11 protein-coding genes and 1 other RNA gene are annotated in these 13,128 nt (G+C 45.6%); 5 read left to right on the top strand and 7 right to left on the bottom strand.

The window, feature by feature from the left end; all coding sequences use genetic code 11:
• The first annotated feature begins 98 nt into the window (after window positions 1–98).
• From B0187_RS05665 to metF, 3 genes are all read left to right on the top strand, one after another.
• Window positions 99–1,058, top strand: coding sequence for an ABC transporter substrate-binding protein (locus tag B0187_RS05665; protein WP_078236892.1), 960 nt, complete (start codon window positions 99–101; stop codon window positions 1,056–1,058).
• Window positions 1,059–1,121: 63 nt separating this feature from the next.
• Window positions 1,122–3,092: a 2',3'-cyclic-nucleotide 2'-phosphodiesterase gene (cpdB, locus tag B0187_RS05660; RefSeq protein WP_078236891.1), complete on the top strand. Its 1,971-nt coding sequence runs from the start codon at window positions 1,122–1,124 to the stop codon at window positions 3,090–3,092.
• A 268-nt stretch (window positions 3,093–3,360) separates the two neighbouring features.
• Entirely contained in the window at window positions 3,361–4,239 is an 879-nt protein-coding gene (gene metF / locus B0187_RS05655) for a methylenetetrahydrofolate reductase (RefSeq protein ID WP_078236890.1), read from the top strand.
• 53 nt (window positions 4,240–4,292) lie between these two features.
• Here metF and ffs read toward each other — a convergent pair.
• From ffs to trpCF, 3 genes are all read right to left on the bottom strand, one after another.
• Window positions 4,293–4,390, bottom strand: an RNA gene (gene ffs / locus B0187_RS05650) — signal recognition particle sRNA small type.
• A gap of 130 nt (window positions 4,391–4,520) precedes the next feature.
• The gene (mltA, locus tag B0187_RS05645; RefSeq protein WP_078236889.1) at window positions 4,521–5,627 is read right to left on the bottom strand and encodes a murein transglycosylase A; all 1,107 of its coding nucleotides are present in this window, start codon (window positions 5,625–5,627) and stop codon (window positions 4,521–4,523) included.
• A gap of 80 nt (window positions 5,628–5,707) precedes the next feature.
• Window positions 5,708–7,138 carry a bifunctional indole-3-glycerol-phosphate synthase TrpC/phosphoribosylanthranilate isomerase TrpF gene (gene trpCF / locus B0187_RS05640; protein ID WP_078236888.1) on the bottom strand — a complete coding sequence of 477 codons (1,431 nt, stop codon included), beginning with the start codon at window positions 7,136–7,138 and terminating at the stop codon, window positions 5,708–5,710.
• A gap of 82 nt (window positions 7,139–7,220) precedes the next feature.
• On the opposite strand from trpCF, the gene B0187_RS05635 reads away from it, so the two are divergent.
• Window positions 7,221–7,535 (top strand): YqcC family protein, encoded by a 315-nt coding sequence (locus tag B0187_RS05635; RefSeq protein ID WP_078236887.1) that lies wholly within the window; start codon window positions 7,221–7,223, stop codon window positions 7,533–7,535.
• On the top strand, window positions 7,535–8,266 hold the full coding sequence (gene truC / locus B0187_RS05630) for a tRNA pseudouridine(65) synthase TruC (RefSeq protein ID WP_078236886.1): 732 nt from the start codon (window positions 7,535–7,537) through the stop codon (window positions 8,264–8,266). Before B0187_RS05635 ends, truC begins: the two co-directional genes overlap by 1 nt.
• A 37-nt stretch (window positions 8,267–8,303) precedes the next feature.
• Here truC and B0187_RS05625 read toward each other — a convergent pair whose 3' ends face one another.
• The 4 genes from B0187_RS05625 to efeO form a co-directional block, all read right to left on the bottom strand.
• Window positions 8,304–9,266 (bottom strand): substrate-binding domain-containing protein, encoded by a 963-nt coding sequence (locus B0187_RS05625; protein ID WP_078236885.1) that lies wholly within the window; start codon window positions 9,264–9,266, stop codon window positions 8,304–8,306.
• Window positions 9,267–9,483: 217 nt separating this feature from the next.
• On the bottom strand, window positions 9,484–10,821 hold the full coding sequence (gene gdhA / locus B0187_RS05620; RefSeq protein ID WP_078236884.1) for an NADP-specific glutamate dehydrogenase: 1,338 nt from the start codon (window positions 10,819–10,821) through the stop codon (window positions 9,484–9,486).
• 246 nt (window positions 10,822–11,067) lie between these two features.
• Window positions 11,068–12,273 (bottom strand): iron uptake transporter deferrochelatase/peroxidase subunit, encoded by a 1,206-nt coding sequence (efeB, locus tag B0187_RS05615; protein ID WP_078236883.1) that lies wholly within the window; start codon window positions 12,271–12,273, stop codon window positions 11,068–11,070.
• Window positions 12,274–12,276: 3 nt separating this feature from the next.
• Window positions 12,277–13,092, bottom strand: a complete 816-nt coding sequence (gene efeO, locus B0187_RS05610; RefSeq protein ID WP_078236882.1) for an iron uptake system protein EfeO — start codon at window positions 13,090–13,092, stop codon at window positions 12,277–12,279.
• Between the last annotated feature and the right edge of the window lie 36 nt (window positions 13,093–13,128).

Genomic DNA, 13,128 nt, shown 5'->3' with positions numbered 1-13,128 from the left:
TATCAGGCTTTCGCATATCTTAACGATGTTTTGTACTATCAAGCTAGTACAGTAAAGATAGTACAGCAAAATAACCCAAGATCGAAAAGGAGATCACAATGAAATTACGCAAAACGTTATTAGTTACTGCATTAAGTGCCTTTGCTGTCAGTGCTTTTGCCCAAGATAAAGTGCAAAATGTGGCAATCACCGCGATTGTTGAACACCCAGCGTTAGACACTATTCGCCAAGGGGTGATCGAGGAATTGGCTCGTGAAGGCTTTGTGGAAGGCAAAAATATCAAAATTGATTTCCAATCAGCACAAGGTAGCTCTGCGACAGCCGCTCAAATCGCCCGTAAATTTGTGGGCGACAAAGCCGATGTGATTATTCCGATTACCACCCCGTCTGCTCAACCTGTTGTGGCAGCAACTAAAACCATTCCCGTTGTGTTTTCAGGGGTAACTGATCCTGTTGGGGCGAAATTAGTTAAATCTTGGGACGCAAGCGGTACGAACGTAACGGGCGTTTCTGATCATCGTCCAATTGAGCCACAACTTAACTTAATCAAAACCGTGGTGCCAAATTTAACGACCTTAGGCTATGTGTATAGTGCAGGCGAGGCAAATTCCGTGAGCGTGCTGAAAGAGTTAGAAACAGCGAGCAAAACGGCTGGGATCAAAATCGTTCCAGTGGCGGTGCAACGTAGTGCGGACATTGGTACGGCGGCTCGTAGCTTAAATGGCAAGGTGCAAGCGATCTATATTTCCGAAGATAATGCGGTGGTTTCCGCTTATGAAGCCTTACACAAAGCGGCATTGGAAGCAAAATTGCCTGTTTTCGCCTCGGATAAAGACACGGTAAAACGAGGTGCATTAGCCGCTTATTCAGTCAATCAATATGATATTGGCGTGGCAACGGCAAAAGTGGCGGCGAAAGTGTTGCGTGGCGATAAAGCTGGCTCAATTCCAACCCAGCAAGTAGAGCAGTTGGAACTCACGATTAACCAAAAAACGGCAAATGAGCTAGGCATTAACTTGCCTGCGGAATTAACCAAACAAGCCAAAGAAACTTTCTAATTTTTAAACCCTGCCCACAATGTGGTGGGGTTATTTTTATTTCTACAACAGAGGAAATCTAAAATGGACAGACGTCGATTTATTCAATTAAGTGCAAGTGCAATGTTAGTGCTAGGGGCGAACCGTTTTGCCTTTGCAAGCGGTGCGAATCAGGCGGATTTACGCATTATTGCGACCACCGATTTACACGGTTTCTTAACCGATTTTGACTACTACAAAGACGCACCGACCGACAAATTCGGTTTCACTCGCACCGCAACCTTGATCGACCAAGCTCGCAAAGAAGTGAAAAACAGCGTGTTAGTGGATAACGGCGACTTAATTCAAGGTAATCCAATTTCAGATTATCAAGCCGCCGCAGGCTCAAAAGAGAATAAACCAGAGCCGTCCATTATGGCGTTGAATGCGATGAAATATGAAGTGGGAACGCTCGGTAATCACGAATTTAACTACGGTTTGGATTATTTAGATAAAGCGATCAAGCAAGCGAATTTCCCGATTATCAATGCGAACATCGTAAAAGCTGGCACAGACGAACCCGCCTTTACCCCTTATGTGATCCAAGAAAAAACGATTATCGACCAAAACGGTAAAAATCAAACGGTTAAAATCGGTTATATCGGTTTTGTGCCACCGCAAGTAATGGTGTGGGATAAGGCAAATTTAGAGGGTAAAGTTGAGGCGAGAGACATTGTTAAAACCGCTGAAAAATATGTGCCGATTTTGAAAGAAAAAGGGGCGGATATTGTGGTGGCGTTGGCACATACAGGTCCGTCTGATGAACCTTATAAAGAGGGGGCAGAGAACTGTGCGTTCTACCTCGCCGATGTAAAAGGCATTGATGCGGTTATTTTCGGGCATTCGCACCGCTTGTTCCCAAATAAAGAGTTTGAAAAATCGCCAAATGCGGACATCGTGAAAGGCACAATGAAAGGCGTGCCAGAAAGTATGGCAGGGTATTGGGGTAACAATATCAGTGTGATTGATTTAAGCCTTGCCGAACAAAATGGTAAATGGGCAGTGGTGGACGGCAAAGCGGCATTACGCCCAATCTACGATGCGGAAAATAAAAAATCCCTCGTGGAAAACCACCCAGAAATGGTGGCGTTATTGAAAGATACCCACGAGGCAACCCGTAAATTTGTGTCGCAGCCAATCGGTAAAGCGACCGACAATATGTACAGCTACTTAGCCTTAGTGCAAGACGATCCAACCATTCAAATCGTAAACCAAGCCCAAAAAGCCTATGTGGAAAACGTGGTGAAAGGCTTACCACAACTGGCTGGCTTGCCGATTTTAAGTGCAGGTGCACCATTTAAAGCGGGTGGTCGTAAAAACGATCCAACGGGCTACACCGAAGTGGACAAAGGCGAATTAACTTTCCGTAATGCAGCGGATTTATACCTCTATCCAAACACCTTAGTGGTATTAAAAATCACAGGCGAAGAGCTGAAAGAGTGGCTCGAATGTAGTGCAGGAATGTTCAATCAAATCGCCCCAACCAGCGAAAAAACACAAAGTTTATTGAATTGGACAGGTTTCCGCACCTATAACTTTGATGTGATTGACGGGGTAAATTATCAATTCGACATTACCAAACCCGCTCGTTATGACGGCGAATGTAAATTGATTGATCCAAATTCACACCGTGTAACCAACTTAACATTCAACGGTAAACCTGTTGATCCAAAAGCTGAGTTTTTGATTGCGACCAACAATTACCGTGCTTACGGTGGTAAATTCCCAGGCACGGGCGACAAAAATATCGTTTTCGCCGCCCCTGATGAAAACCGCCAAATCCTTGCGAATTACATTTCTGCGGAAAGCAAGGCGAAAGGTCAAGTCAGCCCAACGGCAGATAAAAACTGGCGAATCGCCCCAATCAACAGCAAGGTAAAACTTGATGTGCGTTTTGAAACTTCACCAACGGAAAAAGCGGCTCAATTCATCAAAGAGAATGCTCAATATCCAATGGAAAAAGTGGGTACGGACGAAACAGGGTTTGCGGTATATCAAGTTGATTTAACCAAATAACCTAAAAAACAGAAAACCCGTTCAGCGGAACGGGTTTTTTATCAGGTAAAATTGGGCATTCTGAGGATTTACTAGAAATCTTACCGCTTACGATTAGTTAATATGAAAATTATTTATCTTGATCGTGAAAATTATTAAATTGACACCCCAACCCATTCTCGTTAAAGTTTTAGCCGTCTAAACGGCTGAACGTCTTAAATTAAATCAACAACACCGCCGTTCAGTATGCAAACTAAACCTCATACCCACGAATAATAAGGAAAAGCCTATGAGCTACGCCAAAGAAATTGACCTTTTAAATCAAAGCGTTGCCGATTTGAACGGCAAAATTAACGTCTCTTTTGAGTTCTTCCCGCCGAAAAATGAAAAAATGGAAAACCTGTTGTGGGATTCAATTCATCGTCTCAAAGTGCTTAAACCGAAATTTGTTTCTGTAACCTACGGGGCGAACTCGGGCGAGCGTGATCGCACCCATTCCATCGTGAAAACCATTCAACAAGAAACAGGGATCATTGCGGCACCACATTTGACGGGCATTGACGCAACCCCCGATGAACTTCGTCAAATCGCCCAAGATTATTGGGATAACGGCATTCGCCACATTGTTGCCCTGCGTGGCGATGAGCCTGCGGGCTATGCGAAAAAGCCATTTTATGCGTCAGATTTGGTCGCATTATTGAAAGAGGTGGCAGATTTTGAAATTTCGGTGGCGGCGTATCCTGAGGTTCACCCAGAGGCGAAATCAGCCCAATCGGATCTGCTCTACCTCAAACAAAAAATTGATGCAGGGGCAAGCCGTGCGATTACGCAATTCTTCTTCGATATCGACAGCTATTTACGCTTCCGTGATCGTTGTGCCACCGTGGGGATTGATGTGGAAATCGTGCCGGGGATTTTGCCCGTATCCAACTTCAAGCAACTCGAAAAAATGGCGAAAATCACCAACGTGAAAATCCCAAGCTGGATGAGCAAAATGTATCAAGGCTTAGACGATGACCAAACCACCCGTAACCTTGTGGGGGCAAGCATCGCAATGGATATGGTAAAAATCCTCTCAAAAGAGGGCGTGAAAGATTTCCACTTCTACACTCTCAACCGTTCTGAATTGAGTTATGCGATTTGCCATACGCTTGGGGTTAGACCCTGAATAGCAAGCGGTAGGATATTAGGAAATTTATATGCAAGCAGAAACGGGAGAGGACATTGCCAGCTATTCTCGGCACACGAGAATTTCGACCCAAGCTGCTTTCTTCCGAACCTGACTAAGTAAGCCGAATATCGTTGCGAGATACCAACAATGCCCTCATAGGATTGCACTAAAGTGCAAGGCTTCGAATTATAAATACCTTTCGTTAATAAGGCAAGAAAAATATATAAAGTAGCCAGTTTAACTGGCTACTTTATAAAAAAATTATAAGGGGAAAATGATTAGTTCAACACCCAAACTCGTCCGTAGTGTTTGAGTAAGCCTGCGGTATGGCCTGCTTTTTCGCCGATGCCTTGGTAAATGTCGAAGTGGTGTCCTTTTACTGCACCGCCTACATCAAGGGCGACCATTAGTCGCATTTCGTTTTTGCCCGTCCAGTTGCCGTTTTTGTCGATTAACGGCATTTCAACTAACAGCACGCTGCCAGACGGCACGAGGTTTTTGTCGGAAGCGACTGAGGCGAGAGGCACTAACGGCACACCTGCCGAGCCTTTTACGTCTTGGGTTTCGTCAAAGCGGAAGAAAACGTAAGAGGGGTTGCGTTCCAATAAAGATTGCACACGGCTTGGGTTGCGTTTCGCCCAATCTTTGATCGCTTGGCTCGACATTTTCTCTTTTGGAATTTCGCCGTCTTCCACTAATAAACGACCGATTGCTGCATATTTAAAGCCGTTTTGCCCTGCGTAGGCAACGTGTTGTAAACGTCCATTGCCGAAATCAATAAAGCCGCTGCCTTGCACGCCGAGGAAGAAGTTATCCACCATTGAGTTGGTGTAGGCGAGTTCTAAGCCTTTGCCCTCTAATGCCCCTGCGTAAATTTGGGCGCGGGTGAAGCGTTTGTTGGTTGGCATTGCGTAAAGTGGGTGTTGAAATTCGCCTTGTTGCGTGTAGCGAGCTTTTAACACGGGGGCGTAGTAGCCTGTCATATTCACGTTTTGGAAGCCGTCTTTGCCACGCATAATGTTGGCGTTAATCCCATATTTTGCTAAATCACTGATTTTTCCACCCGCTTGCACCCAGCGTTGCACCTTGCTGTAAACGCCTGCGTAACGACCTGTGATGCCTGCCGAGTAGGCTCGCACATAGTTAAGTTGCGACACGAAATCACGTTGATTGACGATCTCTTTATTTACGCCCACTTTTGGCACACGGGCAAAATTCATATATTCAGGCATAAATTGGCGACCTTGATAAACCGCCCCCAATTTCGCCATTTCAGTTTGGTTATAACCGCTTTTGCTGGTTTTTTTCGGGGCTGACGAACAGCTTGCTAACGCGAGAACCGTGGCGGTTAATAACGCCCAATTTTTATATGCTTTCCAGTTCATTTTAAATCCTATTTTTCGTTTGGGGATTTGCAAAGTGGCTAAGGTTATCAGAATCTCGCCACAAACGATACAAAAAAGAGCTAATTTTGCTGAATTTTGTAAAAAATTTGTGATAATTTTTGATGATCTTTGATTCCTTTCCCGCTTTCCACCCCTGAATTGAGATCCACACCCAAGCATTGCTGTTGTAGGGCTTGGTCGATATTGTCAAGGTTGATCCCCCCTGCGAGCAGAGCTTTGGCTTTGATTTCCGCAGGAATTTGCGACCAATCAAAGGCTTTGCCCGTGCCGCCTTGTTGCTGGGCAGTTTTGCTATCTAAAATGTAGCGAGCCACGCGGGGATTATCCTGCCACGCAAGCGGTGTGATTGTGGCATTTTTTTGATCTTGGCTATCAAAAGAAATCGCCTGCCAAATTTGAATTTTATCGCCCAATTTTTCGCTTAATTCGGCGATATAGTGTTCGTCCTCATTGCCATGCAGTTGCACTGCATAGAGTTCAAGCTGTTTAGCAATTTTTTCGACAAATCCGACCGCTTGATTTTGGAACACGCCCACATAACGCAACGGGGCTTGCACCACCAATTCTTGGGATTGACGCAGGGAAAGCTGGCGGGGGGAATTTTCCGCAAAAATCAGCCCGCCGTATAACGCCCCGTTTTGATAAACCGCTTGCACATCTTGCGGGCGGGTTAAGCCACACACTTTATTTTCGCCGAAGATCACCGCTCGCACCGCATTATTCAGATCTTTGCTACCCATTAGGCTGCTGCCGATCAAAAACGCGTGGGCGTAAGGCTTGATTTGCTTGACCTGCTGATGATCGTAAATGCCCGATTCGCTCACCAAACGCACCTCTGGTGGGATTTTATCCGCATATTTCTGCACCAAATCGACAATCCGATTCATATCAATCGTCAAAGTATGCAAATCACGGTTGTTCACCCCGATAATTTTTGCCCCCAACGCCAAGGCACGTTCAAATTCTTGCTCGTTGCTGGTTTCGGTCAGCACCCCCATTCCGAGCTGGTGGGCGAGATCGCTCAGTTCACGGTAGGTTTGATCGTCCACCACCGACAACATCAACAAAATTGCGTCTGCGTGATGATAACGGGCGAGGTAAACTTGATAAGGGGAAATCATAAAATCCTTGCACAAAATCGGCTGTGGCACTTGATCTCGCACCTGCTTGATATAGCGGAAATCCCCTTGGAAATACTGTTCATCAGTCAAAACGGAAATTGCGGTGGCGTAATTTTTATAGACTTGGGCGATGGCATCTAAATCAAAATCGGCACGGATCAAACCCTTTGAGGGCGAGGCTTTTTTACATTCCAAAATGTAAGCGGGTAGATTGTGCGAACTTTTTGCGAATGCGTGGTAAAAATCCCGATCACTCGGCTGAATTTGAGCTTGAAAGCTGGCGAGGGGTTGTTTAGCTTGCTGATTTTCCACCCAACGGGCTTTGTCTTGCACGATTTTTTGCAGAATGGTTGGTTGATTGTTTTGCATAGAAATAGATTGTTGTTGAAAGATAGTGGTAAAATTTGCGTTTTCCGCATTATTACCGTTCAACGAGAAATTGTCTATAAAAATGAAAAGAGAAATTCGACAACATTTGACCGATTTACAATTAGCCCTGCGAATCCACCAACTTTGGGAAGCCACGCCGCCCTCCGCGGAAGATTTGGCGAACGATCAGCCATTTTGCGTAGGCACACTCAGCCCAACCCAATGGTTACAATGGATTTTCATTCCCCGAATGAATGCTTTGCTTGACGCCAATGCTGATTTACCGACTAATTTTGCGATTACCCCCTATTTGGAAGAGGCGTTGAAGAACGAGCCTTATCTTTCCGCCTTGTGTCAGCCACTGTTAGCATTAGAACAAAAATTGAAAACCGCCTAATGGAATTAGAGATTTTATATCGAGATGATGAGCTAATCGCGATCAACAAACCTGCGGGAATGTTGGTGCATCGCAGTTGGTTGGACAAGCACGAAACGGTGTTTGCAATGCAGACTTTGCGGGATCAAATCGGGCAGCATGTTTTTCCGATTCATCGTTTGGATCGTCCCACCTCTGGCGTGTTGCTGTTTGCCTTAAACAGCGAAATGGCTCGGATAATGAGCGAGCAGTTTGAGCAACATCAGGTGCAAAAAGGCTATTTGGCGGTGGTGCGGGGCTATTTATTGGGCGAGGGCAGGGTAGATTATCCCCTCAAAGTGCAGTTGGATAAAATTGCCGATAAATTTTCCCAAGCGAAAGAGCCGCAACAGGCGATTACCGATTATCATTCCCTCGCAACAGTGGAAATGCCTTATCCCGCAGGGAAATTTCCAACGGCTCGCTATTCGCTGGTGGCACTTTTTCCGCAAACGGGGCGGAAACATCAGCTAAGACGGCATTTGAAGCATCTGTTTCACCCGATTTTGGGCGATACTAACTACGGCGATCTGCACCAAAATCGAGCTTTAACGGCACAAACGGGCTGTGATCGGCTGATGTTACATTCCTACCAAATGGGCTTTGTTCACCCTCGAACCGCTCAAAAAATTTCAATTAACGCACCCCTTGATCAGCAATGGTTGGATTTAGGCGAGCGATTTGGTTGGAATTTTGCAGAATTACTCAAATAAAAAAGGGGCGTTTTGCCCCTTTCTTTTTGTGTGCGTTTTATTTGATAAATTGCGAGATATTTTGGCTATCCACCGCCACATAAGGCACACGGATTACGCGATTTTCAACCGTTTGACCCGTTGCCAATTTTTCGGTTAAGCTCAAAATTTCAGCCACTTGACGGTCGGTATCGTTTAGCACCGTGCCAGCTAGTTCGCCTGCTTTGACCAATTTCAACGCATCGGGCATTGCGTCCACACCGTAGATCGGCAAATGTTTGCGTTGGGTGCGGGTGGCTTCCAATGCCCCTAATGCCATTGCATCGTTATTGGCGATGATAATTTCGATTTTGTCGCGGTTATCCCCCGCCAACCATTCGGTAACTTTCTGTTTGGCAATCTGTTTATTCCATTTTGCCGAATCAAATTCCACCGCTTCCGTTTTAAAGCCTTTCGCCTCTAACGCCTCAATTACAGCACGGGTGCGGATTTCCGCATCGGGGTGTCCTGATTCCCCTTTGAGCAGGGCATATTGAATCACATCATCGTGGTTTAAATCGAGGGTTGGGTTCGCTTTCCAATGTTTTTCGATTAAGTCGGCTTGAATTTTGCCCGATTGCTGTGGATCTGTTCCCACATAGTAGGCGTTATTGTAGCTATTGATCGCTTTTTCGCCAGGGTCTTTATTGAAGAAAATCACGGGGGTGTTGAGCTGATTTTTCGCTTTACCGATCACGGTAACGCTTGCCGCAGGATCAACCAAATTGACCGCAATCACTTTGGCTTTTTTGTTGAGTAGGGTTTGGACTTGATCGTTTTGCACCGTTTGGGAATTTTGAGCATCATTTAATAGCACGGTTAAATGCGGTTTTTGTGCGATTTTTTGCTCAAATTTTTCACGCATTAGCTGAATAAAATTATCATCATAGTTGTAAAAACTGACCCCGACCAACGGATTCGCCTGTGCCACTGCCACAAAGCCTAACCCTAACACCAATGAGCGTAATGCAAATTTCATCATTCGTCCCTCTGCAATAATTTAAGAATGGTTTAATCATAACGAATAAACCTTAACAAAAATGTGAGCCAGTTCACAAAAATTAAAATTGGCGGGATTTTAACAAAAACAAGCGGTCAGATCTTGGAAAATTTTTGCCATAAAAAAACCGAATGATCGCTCATTCGGTAACTAAATTCCCGCCCCCGCTTGCGGGGGAGGGGGAGGGAGGGGGGAGGAATTAAACCACCCCTTGCTCTAACATTGCGGTCGCCACTTTTTTGAAGCCTGCAATGTTCGCACCGTTCACATAGTTCACGAAGCCGTTTTCTGAGCCGTTCTCTACGCAGTTTTGGTGGATATTCGCCATAATGTCGAATAAACGCTGATCCACTTCTTCACGCGTCCAAGAGAGACGGATCGCATTTTGGCTCATTTCTAAGCCCGAAGTTGCTACGCCACCTGCGTTTGACGCTTTACCTGGTGCGTAAAGGATTTTGGCACTGATAAAGACTTCCACTGCCCCTAAGGTTGATGGCATATTCGCCCCCTCAGCTACGCAGTAACAGCCGTTTTTGAGTAGGGTTTTCGCATCTTCGGTGTCTAATTCGTTTTGCGTTGCACAAGGTAGTGCGATTTCACACGCCACGCCCCACGGTTTTTGCCCCTCAAAGTATTGAATGCCTTGCTCTTTCGCATACACCGATAAACGTTCACGGCGTTCATTTTTCAACACGAGTAAGTCGGCAAGTTGTTGTTCGGTCATACCGCTTGCTGGGAATAACACATAGCCGTTTGAGTCAGACACGGTAAGCACTTTCGCCCCTTTTTGGATCGCTTTTTCTGCCGCATATTGTGCCACGTTGCCCGAACCTGAAATCACTACACGTTTGCCCTCAAAGCTCTCGCCACGGGTGTTGAGCATACTTTCAGCGAAGTAAACCGTGCCGTAACCTGTTGCTTCTGGACGGATTAAACTACCGCCCCAAGTGAGGCTTTTACCCGTTAAGACTGAGGTAAATTCATTGCGTAATTTTTTGTATTGACCATATAAGAAGCCGATTTCACGACCGCCCACGCCGATGTCGCCTGCTGGTACGTCCGTATCTGCCCCGATGTGGCGGAATAATTCGCTCATAAAGGCTTGGCAGAAACGCATTACTTCCGCATCGGATTTGCCTTTTGGATCGAAGTCCGAACCGCCTTTACCGCCGCCCATAGGTAGGGTAGTGAGGGCATTTTTGAACACTTGCTCAAACGCCAAGAATTTCAACACGCCTAAATCCACGGTTGGGTGGAAACGCAAACCGCCTTTGTACGGGCCAATCGCCGAGTTCATTTGCACACGGTAGCCACGGTTTACTTGCACTTGACCTTGATCGTCCACCCAAGTAATGCGGAAAGAAATCACACGCTCAGGTTCAACAATACGCTCTAACAAACCATATTTGGTGTATTGCGGATTTTTAGCAAGGAACGGAGCAAGGCTACCGAACACTTCTTCCACCGCTTGGTGGAACGGTGCTTGGTTAGGATCACGTTGTTTGATTTTTTGGAAAAGGGCGTTTAAGTCGCTCATTTTGCACTCCTAATGAATTAAATTTTAAGTTTGAAATGTTGTGTTGTTTAAAACGAGGGGAAGTCTAACAAGCCATTTTTCATTTGGAAAGAGGGATTAAAAAAATTTATCACATAAATTAGTTAAATTTGGTTTAAATGCCGTTTTTTTACACACTTTGACGGGGTTTGCCTTAATTTTTCTAATGAATTACGTTTGCAAGGGGTAAGATTTGACGAAAATTTTATCAAATCTCACCCCTTGCCGTTAGATTTTCAAGGCTTCAAACAACACCTTACCGAGGTAGTCGTTTTCATCTTTTACCCCTGCAAAACAGGCGAAAAGTCCGCTGCCGATGTGGGTGATGTATTCGTTGAGTTTATCCAGATTGCCCATTGTGTTTTGCACTTTGATAAAGCGTTCGGGATTTTCTTGGAATGAGATGAATAACAAGCCCGCATCAAATTGCCCTTTTTCGTCAATGCCTGAGGCGTAAGAGAAAGAGCGTCTGAGCATTGAAAAACCTGCTTTTTTCGCAAGGGTAACGTGGGAAATATCGGGGAAAATCGGTTTGCCGTTTTCGTCTTTTTTGTTGATGTCAATCGCATCAAACTCTTTTTGACTGCCGAATGGTGCACCCGATTGGCGGTAACGCCCAAAGGTTTCTTCTTGCCCCGTGAGGTTGGTGCGATCCCAAGTTTCCAAAAAGGTGCGGATACGGCGAACCACCAGATAAGAGCCATTATTTAGCCAGTCGTTGCTTTGCGTCCAAACGGTTTTGTTGAGATCATCTTCCGTCTGCGGATTGCCCGTGCCGTCTTTGAAACCAAACAAATTGCGAGGGGTGTTGCCATTTTCAAAGGAATTAAAGCCCGCCTGCGACCATTTCATCGTAATTTCGCCCCGTGCGGCTCGCACAAGGTTGCGTACGGCGTGGAACGCCACTTGTGGATCATCGGCACAGGCTTGAATGCAGATGTCGCCGCCCGTGTAGTTGGCTTGCAGTTGATCGCGAGGGAAATGGGGAAGATCAACCAACGCCGCAGGTTTGGCGTGGGTAATGTTGAGCTTATCGAAAAAGGTCGGGCTAACCCCAAAGGTCAGAGTGAGATTGTAAGGATTTAAATCGTCCGCCTCGCCCGTATCTTCGGGGGGAATATAGCTGTTCGAGCCGTATTCTTGCACTTTTTTCCCTGCAACTAACCGCTTGCTGTATGCCGTCCACGTTTGGAACATTGCTTTAATCTCGGCAAGATCGGTGGTGGCTAAATCCGCCACGAGGAAATAAATATGCTTTTGAACAGGGGTACTGATGCCTGCTTGATGTTGTCCGTAAAAGGCGTGGGCAGAGGATTGTGGTGTTGTCGGTGTGCAATTTGGCTGAGCCACCGCAGAGGCAGTCATCAAGCCTGCCCCTGCGAGGGTCATTTGTTTCAGAAAATCACGCCGACCAAAATGGTTGGTGTCGTTCATCGTTTATTTTCCTAATAAGATACCCATTTGAGCAAGCGGTTCGCCCAGCTTGTTTACCGCTTCGGCGAGGGCTTTAATATCCTCTTTGCTCAATTTGTCGTAACCAACATAATCGTAGCCACCGTCTTTGGCTTGATTATGTTTTTCCAACAATTTATTGACCGCCTCAAAGCGATTGCCAATGGTTTTGGCGAGTTTCGGATCTTTCTTTTCTAATTGCGGTTTGAAAATATGATAGATTTTTTCCGCCCCTTCAAGGTTCGATTTGAAATCGAAAAGATCGGTTTTTGAGAAAATTTCTTCCTCGCCCGTTACTTTTGAGGTGGAAACCTCATTGAGCAAATCCACCGATCCCGTAATCATCAATTCAGGCGTTACTTCCGCGGTTGGAATTTTGGCACGCAACTCTTTAATGTCTTTCAATAATTGATCGGCAACGGCTTCCGTCCCTTTGGTGGAATTTTGTTCCCACAGGATTTTTTCGATTTTGTGGAAACCTGTCCAATCCTGCTCGGTTTTGCCTTCTTCGGTTAAATCCGCTAAACGAGCATCAAGACGGGGATCAAGATCGCCAAAGCTCTCCGCAATCGGCTCGGAACGCTCGTAATACATACGCACACGCGGGTAAGCATATTTGGCTTTTTCCACCTCGCCCGCTTTCAAATAACCCGCAAATTTTTCCGTTTCCGTAACGAGTTGGTCAATCTGCCCGATTACATATTGACGATATTCGTTGGTTTCTTTCGACAAATCCACCGCATAGCTATTGACGCTAACGAACAGAGTAGAAAGAGCGAGGGAAAGTGCTTTAACACGCATAGAATCTCCTTACTTAATTACAAATACGATTTATTC

The sequence above is a fragment of the Haemophilus paracuniculus genome, from assembly GCF_002015115.1.
Lineage (GTDB): Bacteria > Pseudomonadota > Gammaproteobacteria > Enterobacterales > Pasteurellaceae > Haemophilus_E > Haemophilus_E paracuniculus.
The sequence above is the reverse complement of the archived record's forward strand: the minus strand, read 5'-3'. Positions and strand labels throughout refer to the sequence as shown.

Coding starts and splice junctions, on each gene's coding strand:
- B0187_RS05665 (WP_078236892.1), top strand. CDS start 99: ATGAAATTACGCAAAACGTTATTAGTTACTGCATTAAGTGCCTTTGCT.
- cpdB (WP_078236891.1), top strand. CDS start 1,122: ATGGACAGACGTCGATTTATTCAATTAAGTGCAAGTGCAATGTTAGTG.
- metF (WP_078236890.1), top strand. CDS start 3,361: ATGAGCTACGCCAAAGAAATTGACCTTTTAAATCAAAGCGTTGCCGAT.
- mltA (WP_078236889.1), bottom strand. CDS start 5,627: ATGAACTGGAAAGCATATAAAAATTGGGCGTTATTAACCGCCACGGTT.
- trpCF (WP_078236888.1), bottom strand. CDS start 7,138: ATGCAAAACAATCAACCAACCATTCTGCAAAAAATCGTGCAAGACAAA.
- B0187_RS05635 (WP_078236887.1), top strand. CDS start 7,221: ATGAAAAGAGAAATTCGACAACATTTGACCGATTTACAATTAGCCCTG.
- truC (WP_078236886.1), top strand. CDS start 7,535: ATGGAATTAGAGATTTTATATCGAGATGATGAGCTAATCGCGATCAAC.
- B0187_RS05625 (WP_078236885.1), bottom strand. CDS start 9,266: ATGATGAAATTTGCATTACGCTCATTGGTGTTAGGGTTAGGCTTTGTG.
- gdhA (WP_078236884.1), bottom strand. CDS start 10,821: ATGAGCGACTTAAACGCCCTTTTCCAAAAAATCAAACAACGTGATCCT.
- efeB (WP_078236883.1), bottom strand. CDS start 12,273: ATGAACGACACCAACCATTTTGGTCGGCGTGATTTTCTGAAACAAATG.
- efeO (WP_078236882.1), bottom strand. CDS start 13,092: ATGCGTGTTAAAGCACTTTCCCTCGCTCTTTCTACTCTGTTCGTTAGC.